The sequence below is a fragment of the Arthrobacter sp. B0427-1-12 genome, from assembly GCF_059092905.1.
Window position 1 is genome coordinate 98,370 of the sequence record NZ_JBNHIC010000002.1, and the last position, 21,114, is coordinate 119,483.

At 64.9% G+C, this 21,114-nt stretch carries 19 protein-coding genes and 1 pseudogene; 17 read left to right on the plus strand and 3 right to left on the minus strand.

Annotated elements, in window-relative coordinates; genetic code table 11:
* The 5 genes and pseudogenes from AC5RWU_RS02665 (at position 1) to AC5RWU_RS02685 (ending at position 4,593) form a co-directional block, all read left to right on the plus strand.
* Positions 1-720 carry an ABC transporter permease gene (locus AC5RWU_RS02665; RefSeq protein WP_494028081.1) on the plus strand — a complete coding sequence of 240 codons (720 nt, stop codon included), beginning with the start codon at positions 1-3 and terminating at the stop codon, positions 718-720.
* Positions 717-1,469, plus strand: a complete 753-nt coding sequence (locus AC5RWU_RS02670) for an ABC transporter permease (RefSeq protein WP_494028080.1) — start codon at positions 717-719, stop codon at positions 1,467-1,469. Before AC5RWU_RS02665 ends, AC5RWU_RS02670 begins: the two co-directional genes overlap by 4 nt.
* A complete protein-coding gene (locus AC5RWU_RS02675) occupies positions 1,466-2,428 on the plus strand; it encodes an ABC transporter substrate-binding protein (RefSeq protein ID WP_494028079.1) in 963 nt (320 codons plus the stop codon). Before AC5RWU_RS02670 ends, AC5RWU_RS02675 begins: the two co-directional genes overlap by 4 nt.
* Before the next feature lie 83 nt (positions 2,429-2,511).
* Entirely contained in the window at positions 2,512-3,729 is a 1,218-nt protein-coding gene (locus AC5RWU_RS02680) for a pyridoxal phosphate-dependent aminotransferase (RefSeq protein ID WP_494028078.1), read from the plus strand.
* A gap of 10 nt (positions 3,730-3,739) precedes the next feature.
* Positions 3,740-4,593 (plus strand): annotated as a pseudogene (locus tag AC5RWU_RS02685) (PPK2 family polyphosphate kinase).
* On the opposite strand, the gene AC5RWU_RS02690 reads toward AC5RWU_RS02685, so the two are convergent.
* Together AC5RWU_RS02690 and xseA are read right to left on the minus strand one after the other, a co-directional pair.
* Positions 4,590-4,865 carry an exodeoxyribonuclease VII small subunit gene (locus AC5RWU_RS02690; RefSeq protein WP_494028077.1) on the minus strand — a complete coding sequence of 92 codons (276 nt, stop codon included), beginning with the start codon at positions 4,863-4,865 and terminating at the stop codon, positions 4,590-4,592. The pseudogene AC5RWU_RS02685 and the gene AC5RWU_RS02690 sit on opposite strands and share 4 nt — an antisense overlap.
* Before the next feature lie 134 nt (positions 4,866-4,999).
* A complete protein-coding gene (gene xseA / locus AC5RWU_RS02695; protein WP_494028143.1) occupies positions 5,000-6,268 on the minus strand; it encodes an exodeoxyribonuclease VII large subunit in 1,269 nt (422 codons plus the stop codon).
* A 185-nt stretch (positions 6,269-6,453) separates the two neighbouring features.
* On the opposite strand from xseA, the gene AC5RWU_RS02700 reads away from it, so the two are divergent.
* Genes AC5RWU_RS02700 through AC5RWU_RS02715 form a run of 4 tightly spaced genes read left to right on the plus strand, consistent with a single transcriptional unit; the run spans position 6,454 to position 8,803 of the window.
* Positions 6,454-7,287: a hypothetical protein gene (locus tag AC5RWU_RS02700; protein WP_494028076.1), complete on the plus strand. Its 834-nt coding sequence runs from the start codon at positions 6,454-6,456 to the stop codon at positions 7,285-7,287.
* Positions 7,288-7,296: 9 nt separating this feature from the next.
* Complete coding sequence (locus tag AC5RWU_RS02705) at positions 7,297-8,382, plus strand: 4-hydroxy-3-methylbut-2-enyl diphosphate reductase (RefSeq protein ID WP_494028075.1); 1,086 nt, start codon at positions 7,297-7,299, stop codon at positions 8,380-8,382.
* Between the two features lie 5 nt (positions 8,383-8,387).
* Positions 8,388-8,648, plus strand: coding sequence for an ACT domain-containing protein (locus AC5RWU_RS02710; protein ID WP_494028074.1), 261 nt, complete (start codon positions 8,388-8,390; stop codon positions 8,646-8,648).
* Positions 8,597-8,803, plus strand: a complete 207-nt coding sequence (locus AC5RWU_RS02715; RefSeq protein ID WP_494028073.1) for an ACT domain-containing protein — start codon at positions 8,597-8,599, stop codon at positions 8,801-8,803. Before AC5RWU_RS02710 ends, AC5RWU_RS02715 begins: the two co-directional genes overlap by 52 nt.
* Before the next feature lie 47 nt (positions 8,804-8,850).
* Here the strand turns inward: AC5RWU_RS02715 and AC5RWU_RS02720 are convergent, their stop codons facing one another.
* Positions 8,851-10,086, minus strand: a complete 1,236-nt coding sequence (locus AC5RWU_RS02720) for a DNA recombination protein RmuC (protein WP_494028072.1) — start codon at positions 10,084-10,086, stop codon at positions 8,851-8,853.
* Positions 10,087-10,316: 230 nt separating this feature from the next.
* On the opposite strand from AC5RWU_RS02720, the gene AC5RWU_RS02725 reads away from it, so the two are divergent.
* From AC5RWU_RS02725 to AC5RWU_RS02760, 8 genes are all read left to right on the plus strand, one after another.
* Positions 10,317-11,915, plus strand: coding sequence for a multicopper oxidase family protein (locus AC5RWU_RS02725; protein ID WP_494028071.1), 1,599 nt, complete (start codon positions 10,317-10,319; stop codon positions 11,913-11,915).
* A gap of 3 nt (positions 11,916-11,918) precedes the next feature.
* Positions 11,919-12,413 (plus strand): signal peptidase I, encoded by a 495-nt coding sequence (gene lepB / locus AC5RWU_RS02730; protein WP_494028070.1) that lies wholly within the window; start codon positions 11,919-11,921, stop codon positions 12,411-12,413.
* Positions 12,414-12,469: 56 nt separating this feature from the next.
* The gene (gene ychF, locus AC5RWU_RS02735; RefSeq protein WP_494028069.1) at positions 12,470-13,555 is read left to right on the plus strand and encodes a redox-regulated ATPase YchF; all 1,086 of its coding nucleotides are present in this window, start codon (positions 12,470-12,472) and stop codon (positions 13,553-13,555) included.
* Between the two features lie 217 nt (positions 13,556-13,772).
* Positions 13,773-15,374 (plus strand): multicopper oxidase family protein, encoded by a 1,602-nt coding sequence (locus tag AC5RWU_RS02740; protein ID WP_494028068.1) that lies wholly within the window; start codon positions 13,773-13,775, stop codon positions 15,372-15,374.
* Positions 15,375-15,749: 375 nt separating this feature from the next.
* Positions 15,750-17,390, plus strand: coding sequence for a peptide ABC transporter substrate-binding protein (locus AC5RWU_RS02745; RefSeq protein WP_494028067.1), 1,641 nt, complete (start codon positions 15,750-15,752; stop codon positions 17,388-17,390).
* Positions 17,391-17,516: 126 nt separating this feature from the next.
* Positions 17,517-18,446, plus strand: a complete 930-nt coding sequence (locus tag AC5RWU_RS02750) for an ABC transporter permease (protein ID WP_494028066.1) — start codon at positions 17,517-17,519, stop codon at positions 18,444-18,446.
* Positions 18,436-19,410 carry an ABC transporter permease gene (locus AC5RWU_RS02755; protein ID WP_494028065.1) on the plus strand — a complete coding sequence of 325 codons (975 nt, stop codon included), beginning with the start codon at positions 18,436-18,438 and terminating at the stop codon, positions 19,408-19,410. Before AC5RWU_RS02750 ends, AC5RWU_RS02755 begins: the two co-directional genes overlap by 11 nt.
* Positions 19,407-21,110: a dipeptide ABC transporter ATP-binding protein gene (locus AC5RWU_RS02760; protein WP_494028064.1), complete on the plus strand. Its 1,704-nt coding sequence runs from the start codon at positions 19,407-19,409 to the stop codon at positions 21,108-21,110. The genes AC5RWU_RS02755 and AC5RWU_RS02760 overlap by 4 nt, the downstream gene beginning before the upstream one ends.
* The last annotated feature ends 4 nt before the right edge of the window (positions 21,111-21,114 follow it).

Here is a 21,114-nt window from a genome sequence, read left to right on the forward strand (position 1 = left end):
ATGGAGTGGTTCCTTGACAACTTCGGCCAGGTCGCCGAACTGGCCGGCCTGCACCTGTACCAGTCCGTTGTTCCGCTGATCCTTGGCGTTGTCATCGCGGTGCCGCTGGCCCAGCTGGCCCGCAGCAGCAAGGCCGCCGGCGGTATCATCCTGCCGGCTACCTCGCTGCTCTATACGCTGCCGTCGCTGGCCCTGTTCGTGCTGCTGCCGGCGGTTCTCGGCACCAGGATCCTGGACCTGGCCAATGTCCTGGTGGCGCTGACCGTCTATGCCGTGTCGCTCCTGGTGCGCTCGACCCTGGACGCGCTCAATTCCGTGGATGACAGCGTGCGGCAGGCCGCCGTCGCCCTGGGTTACCGGCCGCTGAGGCGCTTCCTTACCGTCGATCTGCCGCTCGCCGTTCCGGTGCTGTTCGCCGGGCTGCGCGTCATCTCCGTCAGCAACATTTCCCTGGTCAGCGTGGGCGCCATCATCGGCATCCCGAACCTGGGCTTCTTCTTCACCGACGGCCTGCGCCGGGCCTTCCTGACCGAGATTATGGTGGGCATCGTGGCTACGCTGGTGCTCGCCGTTGTCATGGATGTGCTGCTGGTGCTGCTGGAACGGGTGCTGACACGATGGACGCGGGCCGGCAAGGTGCCCCGCGGACAGACTGCGCTCCCGCAGAACGACGGCGGCAGCGCGGCTGCGGACGAGGCACTCCGGACGGTGGCCCGGTGACCGAGTACTCGAGCAGCAATCCGCTGGTCCAGGGGACCGAGTGGCTGCTGGATCCGGCGAACTGGACCGGCAGCGCGGGAATTCCCGTCAGGCTCGCTGAACATCTGGGCTACAGCGGACTGACCATCCTGATTGCCGGACTCATCGCGGTGCCGGTTGGGTTGTATGTCGGACACACCGGTCGTGGCAGGGTCCTCGTGGTGGCCCTGGCGGGAGTGCTGCGTGCGCTGCCCACGCTGGGTGTCCTGACCCTCTTCGTCCTGCTGGCCGGGCTGGGCCTGATGCCGCCGATCTGGTCGCTGGTGCTGCTGGCCATCCCGCCGCTGCTGGCCGGCACCTATTCGGGGATCGCCGCCGTCGAACGCCATGTGGTGGACGCGGCCAGGGCGATGGGCATGACCGAATGGCAGATCCTGTTCCGGGTCGAGGTTCCCAACGGCCTGTCCGTCATCCTGGGTGGATTCCGTGCAGGCGTGCTGCAGGTGATTGCCACCGCGGCCATAGTGGCCTTCATCAACCTCGGCGGGCTGGGCCGCTACCTGATCGACGGCCTGGCCGTGAGCGATTACGGCCGGGTCTTCGGCGGCGGCGTGCTGATTGCCGTGTTGGCTATTGTGGTGGACGGGGCGCTTGCCGCTCTGCAGAAAGTTGCCATTTCGCCCGGTTTGAAAGCGGTCCGCCGCACAGCGGGCGGTCCCACTGCCGGCGGTGGCACAGTCACCGCCGGCGCACAAGGAGGAAAAGCATGACGCACAAGCGCCGAGCAGCGGTCGGACGGCGCGCTGTCCTGGGTCTGGCCGCCGGAATTTCTGCGGTCCTGACCCTGGGCGCCTGCGCAGGAGGAGGCAGTCCGCTGGAGACGTCCACCGGCAGCGCTCCTGCCGCCGAGGGTTCGCCGACGCCGGTGGTGGTGGGATCCGCGGACTTCCCGGAGAGCCAGACCATCGCCGAGATCTACGCCGGGGCGCTGAACGCCGCGGGCATCGAGGCGACCACGAAGCTGAGCATCGGCACCCGGGAGATCTACGTCAGGGCGCTGCAGGATGGTTCGATCGACGTCATCCCTGACTACTCCGGCAACCTCCTGGGCTATCTGGATCCGGCGAACACCATGGTGGAAGCGGACCAGATCCTGGCCGCACTGCCGGAAAAACTGCCGGAGGGCCTGGGCGTGCTTGAGGCTGCCGAGGCGCAGAACAAGGACGCCATGGTGGTGACCGCCGCCACCGCGGAGGAATACGGTCTGGCGTCCATTACGGACTTGGCCGAGGTCTGCGGGGAGCTGACCCTGGGCGCACCGGCGGAATTCGCGGAGCGGCCCTACGGCCTGCCCGGCCTGAAGGAGAAGTACGGCTGCGAATTCAAATCCTTCGAGCCGATCAACGACGGTGGCGGAGCCATTACGCTGCAGGCACTGATCACCGACCAGATCCAGGTCGCCGACATTTTCACGACGACGCCTTCCATCGAGGACAACGGCCTGGTGGTGCTGGAGGATCCGAAGAACAACTGGCTCGCCCAGCAGGTCCTGCCGCTGGTGAAGGAGGACCGGATCGACGACGCCGCCGCCGAGGCGCTCAACCGCGTGTCCGGGATGCTGACCACGGAGGACCTAATCAGCCTGAATCGTGCCGTCAGTGGCGACCAGAAGCAGAATCCGAAGGACGCCGCAGCCGACTGGCTCAGGGAAAAGGGCATCACCTCCTAGCCGTGTGCCGTACCTAGCCGGAGCTCTTGCCACAGCCCGGGTCGTGTCGGAGGACACCGCCTGGGCTGTGGCATTCTTAACGAATGGCAACGTACAAGCAGTCAACCAAGCTCCACAATGTTCTCTACGACATCCGGGGTCCGCTGCTTGAACACGCCCAGCGCATGGAGGCCGAAGGGCACCGCATCCTGAAGCTGAACATCGGCAATCCGGCGCCCTTTGGCTTCGAGGCCCCGGACGCCATCCTGGTGGACATGATCCGCAACCTGCCCACGGCGCAGGGCTACAGCGACTCGCGCGGCATCTTTTCCGCCCGCACAGCCGTCTCGCAGTACTACCAAAGCCGGGGCATCCAAAACATTCAGGTGGATGATATCTACCTGGGCAACGGCGTCAGCGAACTCATCACCCTGTCCCTGCAGGCGCTGCTGAACAACGGCGACGAGGTGCTGGTGCCGGCGCCGGACTATCCGCTGTGGACGGCTTCGGTCAGCCTGGCCGGCGGGACGGCGGTGCACTACCTCTGCGATGAGGATTCCCACTGGTGGCCGGACGTCGAGGACATCGCTGCCAAGATCACGCCCCGCACCAAGGGCATCGTGCTGATCAACCCGAACAACCCCACCGGTGCGGTGTACCCGGAACACATTCTGAAGGCCATCATCGAACTGGCGCGCGAGCACAATCTGGTGGTGTTTGCCGACGAAATCTACGAGAAGATCCTGTACGGCGATGCGGTGCACGTCAACGCCGCTTCGCTGACGGGTGACGAGGTCCTCTGCCTGACCTTCAGCGGACTGTCCAAGGCCTACCGGATCGCCGGGTTCCGCAGCGGCTGGATGGCGATTTCCGGACCCAAGCACAAGGCGGCGGATTACCTGGAAGGGATCAACCTGCTGGCGAATATGCGGCTGTGCGCCAACGTGCCGGCCCAGCACGCCATCCAAACCGCGCTGGGCGGATACCAGAGCATCAATGACCTGATCCTGCCGGGCGGACGCCTGCTGCAGCAGCGGAACAAGGCATACGAACTGCTCAACGCCATTCCGGGCGTCAGCTGTGAACAGGCCGACGGCGCGCTGTACCTGTTCCCCAAGCTCGATCCGGAAGTCTATCCGATCAAGGATGACGAGCAGTTTGCGCTGGACCTGCTCAAGCAGCAGAAGATCCTGATCTCCCACGGCACTGCTTTCAACTGGATCCGGCCGGACCACTTCCGCATGGTGACGCTGCCCAGCGTCGAGGACATCGAGGACGCGGTCGGTCGGCTGGCGGAATTCCTGGATACGTACAAGCCGTAGGCACGCCGCCATGACCAACGTCCGGAGTTTCGAGTCGAGCCCCAGCCAGCTGCTGCGGGTCCGGAACGGATTCCGGCTCAGGCGGGTTGATACCTCGGCTACCCCCGGTTACAAGGGGACCAAGGAGGAGGGCGCAGCCACCTTGGCGGCGTATGGCGAAAAGCTGGCAACGCTGCAGGAAAAGCTCTTCGCAGCGAGCCGGTTCGGCAACAGCGATTCGCTCCTGCTGGTGCTGCAGGGCATGGACACTGCCGGCAAGGGAGGCATAGTCCGCCACGTCGTCGGGCTGGTCGACCTTAGAGCCTCACACACCACGCCTTCAAACTGCCCACCGCCGAAGAGCGCCAGCATGATTTCCTGTGGCGCATTGAGAAGGAAGCGCCGGCCCACGGCATGATCGGCGCCGTTGACCGCTCCCACTACGAGGATGTGCTGGTCCACCGCGTGCACGCGCTGTCGACCCGGAAGGAAATCGAGCGCCGCTATACGGCGATCAACAATTTCGAACGGCTGCTGGCCGAATCCGGCACCCGGATCATCAAAGTGATGCTGCACATCAGTAAGGATGAGCAGAGAAGGCGGTTGCGCGAACGGCTCGAGCGGCCGGAGAAGCACTGGAAGTACAGCCCGGCAGACGTAACGGAACGGGCCTTCTGGAACGACTACCAGCAGGCCTACCAGGTGGCGATTGAACGGACCAACACCGTCGTTGCGCCATGGTTCGTGGTTCCGGCGGACAACAAGTGGTACGCCCGCATCGCCGTCCAGCAGTTGATGATCAATGCCCTTGAAGATCTGGACCTACGATGGCCGAAGGCGGACTTCGACGTCGAAGCGGAAAAGAAGCTGCTGGACGAGTCCTAGCCCTGGCTACCCTCTGTTGACGCCGAGCGCGCCGATTCCAGTCGGCGGCGGGCCCCCTCCAGCCATTCTTCGCAGCGTGCAGCAAGGGCCTCGCCCCGTTCCCACAGGGCCAGGGATTCCTCCAGGCTCACGCCGCCGGCCTCCAGCTGGGTGACCACGGCCACCAGTTGCTCCCGGGCCTGCTCGTAGGACAGTCCATCGACATCCGTGGAGGGAGCCGCCGGCTGCTGCGGAACGGTTCGCTGTCCGCCGCCGTTGGGGTTTTCGCTCATGATTGCCTCTTTCCGTTCCGGGCTGTTTACTGCCCATACTGTCTACTGCTTATGCTGCCTGCCGGTCACGCCGGCCGGTGCTCACGGCGCATAGCCGCATGCCGTCCAGCGCGGATGCCATCTACCGCGCCGTGCTACCGCGCCGTGGCGTGGAATTCGCCGACGGCGACGCGGATCCGCAGGTCTTCCCCGGACGCCACGTCATCCGCGATCCGCACCACACTGCCGTCAGCCTGCTGGATGACGGCGTACCCACGGTCCAGCGTGTTCTGCGGCGACAGCGCCCGCACCTGCGCGCGGAGGTGCTGGATGCGGTCAGTGTCGCGGTTCACGGCGGTGGAGATCGCCGAATGGGCCCGCTCCCGGAACCGCCGAAGGTCGTCCTGGCGCACCTCCACCATGCCCTCCGGACGGGCCATGACGGGACGGGTGCGGATGGCGGTGATGCGGTCCGTTTCACGGCTGACCAGATGGTCGATGCAGCGGTCCAGCTGGGTCCGCGCCTGCCGGATCCGCTGGAGTTCCTCGCCCACGTCCGGGACGACGCGTTTGGCCGCATCAGTTGGCGTGGAAGCCCGCAGGTCCGCGACTTCGTCCAGCAGCGGCCGGTCCGCTTCATGGCCGATGGCGCTGACAACCGGCGTGCGCGCCGCGGCCACGGCGCGCACCAGATCCTCGTGGCTGAACGGCAGCAAGTCCTCGAGGGACCCGCCGCCGCGGGCGATGATTATGACGTCAATCTCCGGCATGGCATCCAGTTCGCCCAGGGCGCCCATAACCTGGGACACGGCATTCACCCCCTGGACCGCCACTTCACGAATTTCGAAATCGACGGCCGGCCAGCGTAGCTTTGCGTTGCGCAGGACATCCTTCATGGCATCCGAATTGCGGCCAGTGATCAGTCCGATGCGGTGGGGCAGCAGCGGCAGCCTGCGCTTGCGCTCCGCGGCGAAGAGGCCTTCGGCATCCAGGGCGCGCCGCAGCATTTCGATCCGCGCGAGCAGGTCGCCCAGGCCAACGGGGCGGATGTCCTGTGTCTGCATCGAGAGCCGGCCGGTCTTGAGCCAGAAATCCGGCTTGATCCGCGCCACGACGCGGGCGCCCCGTTCCAGCGGGGTCGCCAGCCGGTTCATGACCGAAGTCCAGACGGTGAGGGAGAGCGAAACCTCGGCATCGGTGTCCCGCAGTGTGACATAGCAGACATTGGCCCGCCGGTTGAGTTCGATCACTTGACCCTCGACCCAGGCGGCGGGCGACCTTTCAATATGCATCTTCAGCTTTTCGGACAGCACGTGCAGCGGCCACGGGTGGTCCGCGGACGTGTCCGCGGCAGTGGCCGGCAGGGTGGTGACCGGCTCCGAAGTCGCCGTGCCGAGGTACCGGCCGCCGCCGTCGTCGTTCATGTTCTCATGCTCCAAAGCTGGGGACTCTGACCTGTTCATGTCTCATTAAGTGTCTATCAGGTGCCGCGGACAGTTTGACGCGCACCTGCGCCGGCGCCACGGCACGTACAGAAAGCGTTCCGGATACTCTGGCAGAATCGCGCACGGAGTTTCATTCAGTGTTGCAGACCTTGAGGGGAGGACGCATGCGGACCGTAGTTTCCGGCCTGATGGCGCTTGTCGCCCTGGTCCTGGCCGCGGCCGCCATTCCGGCGGCGTGGCTGGACCGGAACGTTGTGTCGCAGGAAGGGTTCGTCCAGCTTGCCGGGCCGCTGGGTGCCGACCCTGAATTCCAGGCGGCGTTGGCCCGAGACATTTCCCAGCAGGCTGCTGCCGCGTCCGGCATACCGGACGCATTGGTCCCGCTGGTCCAGCCCATGATGGAGGAAGCCGCCAGCCGTGTCACGGAGCTTCCCGGCTACCAGCAGGCATGGTCGGAGACGCTGCGCCGGTCCCATGAACTGAACCTCGGGGGAGCAACGCAGAACCCCTCCGGTACCGCCGGTGAACGTCTGGTGCTTGACGCCACACCGCTGGTGGCCCTGGTGGCGGAGGAAATCTCCACGGTCCTGGGCGTACCGGTTCCCGAGCCCGGACCGGCACTGGTTCCGGCGGCCGGACCGGATGAACTGCGGGTGGTGAAGTCGCTGCGCGGTGCCGCAGTATGGCCGTGGCTGGCAGCGGGCGCCGTTGTTGCCGGACTGCTCTCGCTGCTGTCCGCCCGCCGGACCTCGGCGGCCTTGACCGGACTGGGACTCGGCCTGGCCCTGACCGGCGGGCTCTACTGGCTGGCGCTGCAGGCTGGCAGCAGTGCGCTCCGCCAGGCTCCGGCCGGGAGCGAAGCAGCGCAGGCGTTCAAGGAGGCCCTGGTCTTCCGGGTGGCAGAGAGCTTCGGACAGTGGATAGGGCTGACCCTCGCCGGAGCGGCCGTGCTCGTGGTTCTTGGACTCGGTTCGAGGCTGGCCGCAGGCCGCCGGTAGCATGGAGCTATGTCCGCCACCTCCGTTTCCGTGCCCATGCCCAGCATTCCCCGCAAACGCCGCAGCCCCGAGGAAGTCGCGGCGGCGGCGCCCGTGGATAAACCGCGGAAGGTGCTGCTTGCTGCTCCGCGCGGCTACTGCGCGGGAGTCGACCGGGCGGTCATCGCCGTCGAGAAGGCACTGGAGCACTATGGTCCGCCGGTCTATGTGCGCAAGCAGATCGTGCACAACCGGCACGTGGTGAGCAGCCTCGAGGAAAAGGGCGCCATCTTTGTCGACGAGACGGACGAGGTGCCTGAAGGCGCCCTGGTGATCTTTTCCGCCCACGGCGTCTCCCCGGCGGTGGTGCAGTCGGCCGAGGACCGCGGCCTGCGGACCATCGATGCCACCTGCCCCCTGGTCACCAAGGTGCACCGCGAGGCGGTGCGCTTCGCCAAGGATGACTATGACATCCTGCTGATCGGGCACGAGGGGCACGAGGAAGTCGAAGGCACTTCGGGCGAGGCTCCGGAACACATCCAGATTGTCAATGGCCCTGACGACGTCGACAAGGTCCAGGTCCGCGATCCGAACAAGGTGATCTGGCTTTCCCAGACCACCCTGAGCGTCGACGAAACAATGCTCACGGTGAACCTGCTCAAGGAGCGGTTCCCCACGCTGCAGGATCCGCCCAGCGATGACATCTGCTACGCCACCTCCAACCGCCAGGCCGCCATCAAGAAGATCGCCCCCCAGGCAGACCTGGTCATCGTCGTCGGATCGGCAAACTCGTCCAATTCGGTCCGTCTTGTGGAAGTGGCTTTGGAGTACGGTGCCAGGCAGTCCTACCGGGTGGACTTCGCCAACGAGGTCGACGAGTCCTGGTTCGAAGGCGTCTCCACCATCGGCATCACCTCCGGTGCATCAGTGCCGGAAGTGCTGGTCCGCGATGTCCTCAGGCTGCTGGCCGACTACGGCTACGCCGATGTGGAAGAGGTCGTGACCGCAGAGGAAGACATCCTGTTCTCGCTGCCCAAGGAACTGCGGGCTACGCTCAAAGCCGTGGGGGATTCCTCCCGCGGACTGGGCGGACGCGGAGCCCGTCCGACGTCCTGACCGGCATGCGGGAGCAGCAGGACCAAAGCCTCGCCGCGCTGCTGGCGGGCATGCGGCCCACGCTGCGGCAGGGCTCCTTCGTCTTCATTACCGTGCCTGACCGGGCCGCACTAGGTACTGCAGTGCCCCTGGCCACGGTTGCCGAGGCGGAGGGCCTGAGCGCGGTCCTGGCCAGGCCGGATGCGGAGGCACTCGGGGTGTCCTTCGAACTGAGTTGTGCTGGATCACTCTGGAAGTCCATTCCGCACTGGACGCGGTCGGACTGACGGCGGCCGTGAGCAGCGCGCTGGCCCGGGCTTCCATCGGCTGCAACGTTATTGCGGGATACCATCACGACCATTTGTTGGTTCCGGAGGACGATGCCGCCACGGCCTTGGCAATCCTTGCGGACCTTGAAGTCACCAGCGGCCGGCAGCCGTAGGCTCGCTGCGCTGCTGAGCCTAGGGCGTCACGGACCGGCCGCTCGCCTTATGCGCTGCGTTCGGCAGCCTCCGGGTCAGCCAGCAGTTCCGGTGCACCCAGGACGCGGGGAGTCGACTCGACGGCCGTGAGCGGTGCGGCCGGTTTGTCGAGCGTGGCGGGATCGAACGCATTGATCTTCCGGGCAGTCGGCAGCACCCGCGATTCCAGCGTGCCGACGAAGGAGTTGTAGCGCTCCACCGAGGTCTTGAGCGAATTGCCCAGCTTGGTGACATGGTCCCCCATAGTTCCCAGCCGTTCATAGAGCTGGCGCGAGAGTTCGAAGAGCTCCTTCGCGTTCTCCGTCAGCACGTCCTGCCGCCAGGTGAATGCGACGGCCTTCAGCGTGGCCAGCAGGGACACCGGCGAGGCAAGCGCGACGTTGCGCGCGAAGGCGTACTCCAGCAGTTCCGGATCGGCCGTGAGCGCCGCTCCGAGGAAAGATTCGGCCGGGATGAAGCAGATCACCAGTTCGGGGCTGTTGACGGCTCCGTTCCAGTACTTCTTCTGACCCAACGCATCCACGTGTGCCTTGACCGCCTTGGCATGCTGGGCCAGCAGCTCGCTGCGGCGCCGGGCCTCAAGTTCGCCACCGGATTCCGGGAGGTCCTGCGCCTGCAGGAAGGCGCTGAGCGGCACCTTGGAATCCACGACCAGTTCCTTCCGTCCAGGAAGCCGGACGACCATGTCCGGGCGTCCGGTGCCGTCCGCACCGGAGGCGCTGACCTGCTCCTGGAAGTCCACATAGGGCAGCATGCCGGCTGCCTCGACGATGCGTCGAAGCTGCACTTCGCCCCATTTGCCGCGCGCGCTGTTATTGCGCAGGGCCGACGCAAGGGACTGGGTGGTCAACAGCAGCTGCTCATCCGCATGCCTTGCGGCCTGCAGCTGTTCAGCAAGCTGTCCAAACTGTTCCACCCGGTCCCGTTCCAGCACGCCCACCTGGGCCTGGACATGGGCCAGCTTTTCTGCGACCGGAGCCAGCGCCTGAAGGACCGAATTATCCTGTGCCGCCTGGACTGACAGCCGTTCGTTGTGGCCGGTCAGCAGCCGGTTTTCCGCTTCGGCGGCAGCCAACGCGGACGTGACCTCACCCAGACGGCGGCTGACGCCGTCGAAATCGGCCTCCGTTTCCCTGAGGCGGGTCCCATACTGCCTGGACACTACCCACGCTCCGGCCAGCAACCCCAGCAACAGCGCAGCGATGAACCCCAAAACGACCAGCAGAACCATGAAACCATCCATGGGTCCACCTTCCCACGCACCGGTGACGATTTACGGCGAAGGCGGCCGGAGGCTGCGAAACCGCGCTTTCCCCCCGTGAGGAATTCGCAAGGTTTCCATAAGCGCCGGGGAGGAACCTTTTCCTGAGACGAACATCGAGTACGTAGGTTTGTCGTCGGGGGTCAGTCCACATCCCGATGTACGTCCCGCCAATGGTAAGGGGCCACTGCAAAAAAGGGGATGTATCCACTATGTCTATCAGCCGCCGCAATGTGCTGGCGATGGGCGGACTCGGGGTGCTAGGGGCAGCCGCAGTCTCTGTACCGCTGACCTCCGTGCAGGCCAAGTCAGCCAGTTCCTTGCGTGAGTCAAGGATGCCGAAGCCGTTCCAGGCGGAGTTCGTCCGCCCGCCTGAACTGGTTCCGGACCGGACCGGCATCGACGCGGACGGCCAGCCGGTCAACTACTACACGCTGACCGAAAAGGTCGGAACCGCCAACATCGTCCCGGGGATGGCCACCACCGTTCTCGGCTACAACGGCATCTTCCCCGGGCCGACGATCAGCGTCGACCAGGGCACGCGCGCAGTGGTTACGATGCGGAACCAGCTGCCGGCCCAGCACCCCGTTCTCGGTACTCCGATGCACACCTCCACCCACCTGCACGGATCCGCCTCCCTGCCCCAGTACGACGGCTACGCCAGCGACGTGACCAACCCCGGCTTCAAAAAGGACTACATCTATCCGAACTTCCAGCCGGCGCGGACCCTCTGGTACCACGACCACGGCGTGCATTTCACCGCGCAGAACGCCTACTCGGGCCTGGCCGGACTGTACCTGATGCATGATCCCATCGAAAGGGACCTGCTGCCCCAGGGCGAGTTTGATGTGCCGCTGGCCGTCAACGACATCCAGCTGGCCGGCAACGGCAACCCCTCCTACGACGACCACTCCCAGAGTGGGCTGTGGGGTGACCTCATCCTGGTCAACGGGGTCCCGTGGCCGGTGATGCAGGTCAAGCGCCGCATCTACCGCTTCCGGTTCCTGAACTGCTCCATCTCCCGCTCCTTCCGTCCAACGCTGAGCACCGGCGAACCGATGATCATGGTGGCCACCGACGGCGGCCTCATGCCCAAGTCGCAGGCCGCGGGCAGCTACCGCCACGCCGGTGCCGAACGCTACGAATTCCTCATCGACTTCTCGAAGTACACCCCGGGCACCCGGATCGAACTGCGGAACCTGTCGAACAAGAACAACATCGACTACGACCACACCAACAAGATCATGGCGTTTGACGTGACCGACGAGCCGTTCCAGGACGCCGGCACCACCAACACCATCCCGGACCTGCTGGTGGACAGCACGCCCATGCAGCTGACACCGGGCCAGTCCGTGGCCAAGCGGCACATGCGCCTGGAACGCCAGAACGGGGAATGGAAAATCAACGGCAAGAGCTGGCACGACATCATCGCCAGCAACTTCGAATGGACCTTCGCCAACCCCGGCCTCAACGACGTCGAGCTGTGGGAACTGGAAAACAAATCCGGAGGATGGTTCCACCCGCTGCACGTCCACCTGATCGACTTCCAGATCCTCAACCGCAACGGAGGCGCCCCTTTCACCTATGAGCGCGGCCCCAAGGACGTCGTGTACCTGGGCGAGAACGAAACGGTCCAGGTCCTGGCCAAGTTCGAACACCAGCAAGGCAGGTACATGGTGCACTGCCACAACCTGCCGCACGAGGACCACGACATGATGATCCAGTACAAGGTCGGGCTCAAGAACGGCGAGCCCGACCCCAACCATCCGATCGAGGCCGCCCGGGCGGTGCTTGATCCGCAGGTCGGGTAAAGCATGGACCGGCGTCTTCGGCGGATCGTCCTGGTGGTCGCGTTCCTCGCAGCGATCGTGCTCACCAGGACGTTCGTCCTGCAGCCCCAGACCGTGGTGTCCACCAGCATGCAGCCCACGATCTCCAAGGGAGACGTGGTCCTGGCCAACCGGCTGGGCCTCGTCCTCGGCGGCGTCGGACAAGGTGACCTCGTGACCTTCGAGACGCCCACGACGGGGGAGCTGATGGTCAAGCGGGTCGTGGCGATGCCGGGGCAGACAGTGGCGATCGAAGACGCCGAACTGGTCGTCGATGGGAAGAAGGTCGACGAGCCCTATGTGGACCGGACACGGCTGGACGCCATCTACTACGGACCGGTCACGGTCCCGGAGGGGCATGTGCTGGTCCTGGGTGACAACCGCCTGGAGTCGATCGACTCGCGCGACTACGGGCCGATCCCGCTGGATACCATCCAAGCCCGCGTTGTCGTAACGCTCCCGCTCCACGGCGGGCAGTAGCAGCCGCCAGCGGTGCATTCACGGTCCCGGTGCGGCCGGCGGTATCCTTGAATACCGTGGCTCTTACTATTGGCATCGTCGGACTGCCCAACGTCGGCAAATCAACACTTTTCAATGCGCTGACCCGCAACCAGATCCTGGCCGCGAACTATCCGTTCGCCACGATCGAACCGAACATCGGCGTCGTCAACCTGCCGGATCCGCGCCTGGACCGGCTGGCGGAGATTTTCGGATCCCAGCGCATTCTTCCGGCCACCGTCTCCTTCGTGGACATCGCAGGGATTGTGAAGGGTGCGTCGGAGGGCGAGGGCCTGGGAAACCAGTTCCTGGCGAATATCCGCGAGGCCCAGGCGATTGCGCAGGTCATCCGCGTCTTCGAGGACCCGGATGTGGTCCATGTCGAAGGCAGGGTCGATCCGGTTTCCGACATGGAGACCATCAATACCGAGCTGATCCTTGCGGATCTGCAGACTATTGAGAAGGCCATTCCGCGCATCGAGAAGGAAGTTAAGATCAAGAAGCGCGACGCTGCCGAACTCGCCGCCATCCAGAAGGCCAAGGAAGTCCTGGAACGGGGCGACACGATCTTTGAGGCGGCCGAGGGCGACAAGCTGGACATGGAGCACCTGCGTGAACTGAGCCTGCTCACCGCCAAGCCGTTTATCTATGTGTTCAATGTCGACGATGCCATCCTGGCCAGCCCCGAGCGCCAGGAGGAGCTGCGCAAGCTCGTAGCCCCTGCCGACTGCGTGTTCCTGGATGCCAAACTGGAATCCGATCTGGTTGAACTGGATCCTGAGGAAGCTCGCGAAATGCTGGAAATGAACGGCCAGGAGGAGTCCGGGCTGGACCAGCTGGCACGCGTCGGCTTCCACACCCTCGGCCTGCAGACGTATCTCACGGCCGGCCCCAAGGAAGCGCGCGCCTGGACCATCAACCGCGGCGACACCGCGCCGCAGGCGGCCGGCGTCATCCACTCCGACTTCCAACGCGGGTTCATCAAGGCTGAAGTGGTCTCCTTCGCCGACCTGGTCGATGCCGGCTCGATGGCCGAGGCCAAGGCACGCGGCAAGGTCCGGATCGAAGGCAAGGACTATGTAATGGCCGACGGCGACGTCGTCGAGTTCCGCTTCAACGTCTAGCAATCCGGCGCCCAGGGCCTGCTTCCCACTGCGGGGAGCAGGCCTTTTTGCTGCCGGCGGGAAAATGAAACGTTAGTGTAGCGCCGAAACTCGCTGGCGCAAGTTTTCTCCAACTGCCGTCCCGCATTCTCTTGCCTAGACGAACATCGAGTCACTGTCTTGTCGGGGGTCAGTAGCCGCCGATGTACGTCCTTCAATTAATGAGAGAGGGACAACAATGAGTATCAGTCGACGCAATCTACTGGCGCTGGGAGGACTCGGCGCACTGGGTGCCGGTGCCATGGCCATACCGCTGTCATCCGTCAGCGCGCAGACAGTCAGCGCCCTGCCGGCGGCCAACATGCCGCAGCCCTACCAGGCGGCCTTCAGGATTCCGCCGGTACTGCAGCCGTTCCAGACGGAGACCGATCCGTCGGACGGCAGCCCGGTGAACCACTATAAAATCACCCAGCGGGCGGCCATGGCCGAGGTCGTTCCCGGCCTGGCAACCCCCATCCTGGGCTACAACGGGATCTTCCCGGGGCCAACCATCAGCTTGGACCAGGGGACCAAGGCAGTTGTCACCATGCGGAACCAGTTGCCGGAAAAACATCCGGTCTTCGGTACGCCGACGGCGACCTCTACCCACCTGCACGGCTCCGCCTCCCTGCCGCAGTATGACGGCTACGCCAGCGATGTGACCATGCCGGGCTTCGTCAAGGACTACCACTACCCCAATTTCCAGCCGGCCCGCACGCTGTGGTACCACGACCATGGCGTGCACTACACCGCGCAGAATGCCTACTCCGGGCTGGCAGGCGTCTACGTGATGCATGATCCGCTGGAGCGGGACCTGCTGCCGCAGGGCGAGTTCGATGTGCCGCTGGCCGTCAATGACATGCACTTCCAGGCCAACGGCGCCGCGGCCTATGATGACCGCACCCACAGCGGCCTGTGGGGCGACGTCATCCTGGTCAACGGTGTGCCGTGGCCGGTGATGAAGGTCAAGCGCCGGGTCTACCGCTTCCGGTTCCTGAACTGCTCGATTTCCCGGTCCTTCCGGCCGACGCTGAGCACCGGCGAGCCGCTGGTCATGGTGGCGACCGACGGCGGTCTGATGCCGAGGTCGCAGGAGGTCGCCGAGTACCGCCATGCCGGTGCGGAGCGCTACGAGTTCCTGATCAACTTTTCCAAGTACCAGCCGGGAACGCGGGTGGAACTGCTGAACCTGTCGAATCCGAACAATATCGACTACGACAACACCGGCAAGATCATGGCCTTCGATGTGACGGACGAGCCCTTCCAGGACGCCGGGACCACCAATGTCATCCCGGATCTGCTCGCCGAAAGCAGTGTCATGAACCTGAGGGAGGAACAGTCCATCCGCAGGCGCCACATGGCGGTTGAACGGCAGAACGGCCAGTGGATGATCAGCGGAAAAACCTGGGCCGACGTCATCGCCAGCAACTTTGAATGGACCTTCGCCGACGTAGGACTGGACGACGTCGAGATCTGGGACCTCGAGAACAAGGCCGGCGGCTGGTTCCATCCCCTGCATATCCATCTGGTCGACTTCCAGATCCTCAGCCGCAACGGCCAGGGCCCGTTCCCGTGGGAGCTCGGTCCCAAGGATGTTGCCTATTTGGGCGAGGGCGAGACCGTGTCGGTGCTCGTGCGGTTCGAGCACCAGCGCGGCCGGTACATGGTGCACTGCCACAACCTGCCCCACGAGGACCACGACATGATGGTCCAGTTCCGCGTGGGCCTGGGGGAGGGCGAACCGGATCCCAACCACCCGGTCGAGGCGGCGCGGCCGATCCTCGATACCGAAATCGGCTGACCGGCCCGCTGAGCCGCTGCGCCCCGGGACATGCTGCCCCGGGGCGCCGGTTTGGTCACGCCACAAGCAGTGCAATAGTGATTCGACTCTGCAAATATCGGACAACGGCCCCGCCAGTGCCAGACGGAGGGCCGGAAATTCCAAGGATTTCCCACGCTGGTGAGCAGAATTCCGTCACAATCCGCGCGTACTTGACAGTAGGTTTCTTGATTGCAGCTCGATAACAACTTTTTTCCAAGGTCGGGCTCCCCCTGAAATGCCCGGGAAAGAAGCCTAAGCTGTTGGCCATGTGAGGTACGCCACTCCCATCAGGGGTGCGCTCCTGCCCGGCACGCGATGTCGCCGGGATTTCCACACTATGAATTAGGAGGCGGAATGCGTTTCGGACGTACTTCCAAAGTTGTGAGCATGGCGGCCATCGCCGCGCTCCTGCTGAGTGGCTGCAATGGCGGAGGCGGCGATGAAGGCGGCGAAGCCGGCGGCGACACCAGCGCAGTGATCACGGCCAACGGCACGGAACCCCAGAATCCGCTGCTGCCGGCGAATACCAATGAGGTTGGCGGCGGCCGCATCATGGACCTTATTTTCGAGGGCCTGGTGAGTTATGACGCGCAGGGCAACGTGGTCAACGAGCTGGCCGAATCCATCGAGACCGAGGATTCGCAGACCTACACCATCACCATCAAGCCCGACCAGACGTTCACCAACGGAGAACCGGTGACGGCGGACTCCTTTGTCAACGCCTGGAACTTCGGCGCCGCGGCGGCGAACGGTCAGCTGAACTCCAACTTCTTCGAGAGCATCGCAGGATTCGCCGAGGCCAACGCGGAAGGTTCGACCGCCCAAACCCTCTCCGGCCTCACGGTCGTTGACGACCGCACCTTCATGGTCGAGCTGTCCCAGCCCGAATCGGACTGGCCGCAGCGCCTTGGCTACACTGCATTCTTCCCGCTGCCCGAAGTGGCATACCAGGACATTGCCGCGTTCGGCGAGAACCCGGTCGGCAACGGACCGTACATGCTGGCAGGCGAGGGCGCCTGGCAGCACGACGTCAAGATCGACCTGGTGCCGAACCCGGACTACCAGGGTTCGCGTACGCCGCAGAACGGCGGCATCACCTTCACCTTCTACCAGTCCTTCGAAGCCGGGTACCAGGACCTGCTGGCGAACAATCTGGACGTCCTGGATTCGATTCCGCCCAGTGCCCTGAGGAACTTCAAGACCGACCTAGGCGAGGGCCGCTACATTGAGAGCCCGTACGCCGGCAACCAGACCATCACGCTGCCCAACTACCTGCCGGAGTTCAGCGGGGAGGCCGGAAACCTGCGCCGCCAGGCCATCTCGATGGCCATCAACCGGGACGAGATCACCGAAGTCATCTTCAGCGGCGGCCGTCAGCCGGCCGTGGAATTCACGGCTCCGGTCCTCCAGGGCTACAACGACAGCATCCCCGGTTCGGAGGTCCTGCAGTACAATCCCGAGCGCGCCAAGGAGCTGTGGGAGCAGGCGGAAGGCATTTCGCCGTGGCCTGCGGACAAGCCGTTCACCATCAGCTACAACGCCGACGGCGGCCACAAGGAATGGATCGATGCCGTAGCCAACGGCATCTCCAATACCTTGGGCATCCCGGCGGAGGGCAAGCCGTACGCCACCTTCGCCGCGGTCCGCACGGATGCCACCGCGAAAACCATCACCGGCGCGCTGCGCACCGGCTGGCAGGCCGACTACCCGTCGCTGTACAACTTCATGGGTCCGCTGTACCGGACTGGTGCAGGCTCCAACGACGGAGACTATTCGAATCCGGCGTTCGACGCCAAACTGCAGGAAGGCCTCTCCGCCGGTTCCGCTGAGGAGGGCAACACCATCTTCAACGAGGCCCAGGAGATCCTGATGCAGGACCTGCCCGTTGTCCCGCTGTGGTACATGGTCAGGCAGGCCGGCTGGAGCGACCGGATCGGCAATGTCGAGATCGGCTGGAACGGCGTGCCCATCTACTACAACATCACGGCCAGCTAAGGCCCGGCGCCGCCACCGGGGCCCGGCCGGGCCCCGGTGCGCTTCCACTACAGCAGGTAAAAAGATGCAATCACAGATTCACACCCCCGCCGCTGGCTTGCGGCGTCCGCAGGGAGGGGGAGCGTAATGGCGTGGTACATTCTCCGCCGGTTCCTCCAGCTCATCCCGGTCTTCCTCGGGGCAACCTTTCTCGTCTACTTCCTGGTCTTCTCGCTGCCGGGAGACCCGATCCAGGCGTTGTTCGGCGACCGTCCGGTCAACCCGGCGACGGCGGCCCAGCTGCGGGAGCAGTACAACCTCGATGAACCCTTCATCGTCCAGTACCTGCTTTATCTAAAGAACCTCGTGACCTTCGACCTGGGGACGGATTTCTCCGGCCGCGAAGTTGCCGACGTACTCGCGCAGGTCTTCCCGGTGACCATCAGGCTAGCGGTCATGGCGCTGGCTTTCGAGGCAGTGTTCGGTATTGCCTTCGGGCTGGTGGCCGGCCTGCGCAAGGGCAAGGTGTTCGATGCCACCGTCCTGGTGGCCTCGCTGGTCGTCATCGCCATCCCGATTTTCGTCCTGGGCTTCGTCCTGCAGTTCGTAGTCGGTGTCAGGCTCGGCTGGGCGCCGCCGACCGTCGGCTCCGAGGCGGACTGGGGGGATCTGGTCCTGCCGGCCATTGTGCTGGGCCTGGTCTCCTTCGCCTACGTCCTGCGCCTGACGCGCACTTCGATCATCGAGAACATGAGTGCGGACTACGTACGCACCGCGACAGCCAAGGGACTTTCCCGGCCGCGTGTCGTCGTCGTACATATTCTGCGCAACTCGATGATCCCGGTGGTGACATTCCTGGGCGCCGACCTGGGGGCCCTGATGGGCGGCGCCATCGTCACCGAGGGCATTTTCAACGTGCCCGGGGTGGGAAACCGGCTCTACCAATCCGTGCTCAGGGGCGAAGGCCCCACCATCGTATCCATCGTCAGTGTCCTGGTCCTGGTCTATGTGCTGGCCAACCTGGCCGTGGACCTGCTGTACGCGTGGCTCGATCCGAGGATCCGATATGCAAAGTGAATCCAATACGCAGCGTGAATCCAACCGGAAGACCGAACATTTCGTGGCGCCTCTGGAGGAGACTCCGCTGCAGGCCACGGACGCGGTCAAGGAGGATGTCCAGCCGCTGAGCCTGTGGGGCGAGGCCTGGCGCACCCTGCGCCGGCAGCCGCTGTTCATCGTGTCCGCTCTGCTGATCCTGCTGGTGACCGCCGTTGCGCTGTTCCCGGGCCTGTTCACCCAGGCTTCGCCCTCCGAAGGCTGCCTGCTGGCCAATTCCGACGGCGGCCCGGCGCCGGGACACCCGCTCGGCTTCACCCTGCAGGGCTGCGACGTCTACGCCCGCATCATCTACGGCACGCAGGCATCGCTGACCGTGGGCATCTTCGCCACACTCGGCGTGCTGGTCATCGGCGGCACGGTCGGTGCCATCGCGGGCTACTACGGCGGCTGGATCGATGCCGTGCTGGCGCGGCTGGGAGACATTTTCTTCGCGCTGCCGCTGATCCTGGGCGCGATCATCATCATGCAGCTGCCCTTCTTCCGGCAGAACCGCAATGTCTGGACCGTGGTGGTGACGCTGATCGTCCTTGGCTGGCCGCAGATCGCCCGCATTACCCGCGGCGCGGTCATCTCGGTCCGCAATGCCGACTTCGTCACCGCCGCGCGTTCGCTGGGCGTCTCCAAATCGGGTGCGCTCCTGCGGCATGTGGTGCCCAATTCGCTGGCTCCGGTCATCGTGGTCGGAACCGTCTCACTGGGCACCTTCATCGTCGCGGAGGCCACCCTGTCCTTCCTGGGCATCGGGTTGCCGCCCAGCGTAATGTCCTGGGGCAACGACATCAGCTCGGCGCAGGTGTCCCTGCGGTCCAACCCGGCGACCCTGCTGTGGCCGGCGGCGGCGTTGTCGATCACGGTGCTGAGCTTCATCATGCTGGGCGACGCGGTCCGTGACGCCCTGGATCCAAAGGCACGCAAGCGATGACGGAAATCAAGGTAGTGTACGACGCCGCTGCAGCGGCTCCGCTGCTGGAGATCAGGGACCTGGCGATCACTTTCGCCACGTCCACCGGCGAGGTGCAGGCGGTGCGCAACGCGCACCTGACGGTCATGCCCGGCGAGACGGTTGCCATCGTAGGCGAATCCGGCTCGGGAAAGTCGACGACGGCGCTCGCCGCCATCGGCCTGCTGCCCGCCAATGGGCGGGTCAGCGGAGGGCAGATCCTTTTCAACGGCGAGGATCTGGTCGGTGCCAGCCATAAGCGCATCGTGGAACTGCGCGGCAACTCGATCGGCATGGTTCCCCAGGACCCGATGTCCAACCTGAACCCGGTATGGAAGATCGGCTACCAGGTGCGCGAGACCCTGCGGGCCAACGGCCGTCCCAGCTCTGCCGGGGATATCGCCAAGGTGCTGGCGCAGGCGGGCCTGCCGGATGCCGGGCGGCGTGCCAGGCAGTACCCGCATGAGTTTTCCGGCGGCATGCGCCAGCGCGCACTGATTGCCATTGGCTTGTCCTGCCGGCCCAAGCTGCTGATCGCCGACGAGCCGACCTCCGCACTGGATGTCACGGTCCAGCGGCAAATCCTGGACCACCTTGAGACGATGACCCAGGTCCTGGGCACTGCCGTGCTGCTCATCACCCACGACCTGGGCCTGGCGGCCGAACGGGCACAGAAGCTGGTCGTGATGTACAAGGGGCAGGTGGTGGAATCGGGTCCCGCGCTGGAAATCCTGCGCAATCCCCGGCACCCGTACACGCAGCGGCTGGTGGCCGCGGCGCCGTCGCTGGCGTCCCGCCGCATCCAGTCCGCCAAGGCAGCCGGCATTAAGACGGAGGAACTGCTGGCGCCCGCAGAGGCGGAAATATCCCGGAAGGCGGATACCGTCATCGAGGTCAGGGACCTGACCAAGGTCTTCAAGCTGCGCACCGGTTTCGCGCGGGCCTCGGACTTCACCGCGGTCGATGACGTCTCCTTCGCCATCACGCGCGGCACCACCACGGCCGTGGTGGGAGAGTCCGGGTCCGGCAAGTCCACGGTGGCGCGGATGGTGCTGGGGCTGGAAACGCCGACGTCCGGGCATATCCTTTTCGACGGCGTGGACATCACCACGCTGGACAAGAAGAAGCTCTTCGATTTCCGGCGCCGGGTGCAGCCCATTTTCCAGGACCCCTACGGTTCCCTTGACCCGATGTACAACATCTTCCGCACCGTCGAGGAACCGCTGCGGGTGCATAAGGTGGGCAATGCCAGGAGCAGGGAAGCGAAGGTGAAGCAGCTGCTGGACCAGGTGGCGCTTCCGACGTCCGTTATGCGGCGTTTCCCGAACGAGCTTTCCGGCGGCCAGCGCCAGCGCGTGGCCGTGGCACGCGCGCTGGCCCTGGACCCGGAGGTGGTGATCTGCGACGAGGCGGTGTCCGCGCTCGATGTGCTGGTCCAGGCCCAGATCCTCAACCTGCTGGCGGACCTGCAGCACGAACTGGGGCTGAGCTACCTGTTCATAACCCATGACCTTGCAGTGGTGCGGCAGATCGCTGACCACGTCTGCGTCATGGAGAAAGGCAGGATCGTGGAAACGGGGACGACGGACGAGGTCTTCGAATCCCCGCAGCAGGCCTACACCAGCGCCCTGCTGGCCGCCATTCCCGGGGCGAGCCTTCAGCTGCCGCCGGAGGTTGCCTAGCCCG

Coding starts and splice junctions, on each gene's coding strand:
- AC5RWU_RS02665 (WP_494028081.1), top strand. CDS start 1: ATGGAGTGGTTCCTTGACAACTTCGGCCAGGTCGCCGAACTGGCCGGC.
- AC5RWU_RS02675 (WP_494028079.1), top strand. CDS start 1,466: ATGACGCACAAGCGCCGAGCAGCGGTCGGACGGCGCGCTGTCCTGGGT.
- AC5RWU_RS02680 (WP_494028078.1), top strand. CDS start 2,512: ATGGCAACGTACAAGCAGTCAACCAAGCTCCACAATGTTCTCTACGAC.
- AC5RWU_RS02690 (WP_494028077.1), bottom strand. CDS start 4,865: ATGAGCGAAAACCCCAACGGCGGCGGACAGCGAACCGTTCCGCAGCAG.
- xseA (WP_494028143.1), bottom strand. CDS start 6,268: ATGAACGACGACGGCGGCGGCCGGTACCTCGGCACGGCGACTTCGGAG.
- AC5RWU_RS02700 (WP_494028076.1), top strand. CDS start 6,454: ATGCGGACCGTAGTTTCCGGCCTGATGGCGCTTGTCGCCCTGGTCCTG.
- AC5RWU_RS02705 (WP_494028075.1), top strand. CDS start 7,297: ATGTCCGCCACCTCCGTTTCCGTGCCCATGCCCAGCATTCCCCGCAAA.
- AC5RWU_RS02710 (WP_494028074.1), top strand. CDS start 8,388: ATGCGGGAGCAGCAGGACCAAAGCCTCGCCGCGCTGCTGGCGGGCATG.
- AC5RWU_RS02720 (WP_494028072.1), bottom strand. CDS start 10,086: ATGGATGGTTTCATGGTTCTGCTGGTCGTTTTGGGGTTCATCGCTGCG.
- AC5RWU_RS02725 (WP_494028071.1), top strand. CDS start 10,317: ATGTCTATCAGCCGCCGCAATGTGCTGGCGATGGGCGGACTCGGGGTG.
- lepB (WP_494028070.1), top strand. CDS start 11,919: ATGGACCGGCGTCTTCGGCGGATCGTCCTGGTGGTCGCGTTCCTCGCA.
- AC5RWU_RS02740 (WP_494028068.1), top strand. CDS start 13,773: ATGAGTATCAGTCGACGCAATCTACTGGCGCTGGGAGGACTCGGCGCA.
- AC5RWU_RS02745 (WP_494028067.1), top strand. CDS start 15,750: ATGCGTTTCGGACGTACTTCCAAAGTTGTGAGCATGGCGGCCATCGCC.
- AC5RWU_RS02750 (WP_494028066.1), top strand. CDS start 17,517: ATGGCGTGGTACATTCTCCGCCGGTTCCTCCAGCTCATCCCGGTCTTC.
- AC5RWU_RS02755 (WP_494028065.1), top strand. CDS start 18,436: ATGCAAAGTGAATCCAATACGCAGCGTGAATCCAACCGGAAGACCGAA.
- AC5RWU_RS02760 (WP_494028064.1), top strand. CDS start 19,407: ATGACGGAAATCAAGGTAGTGTACGACGCCGCTGCAGCGGCTCCGCTG.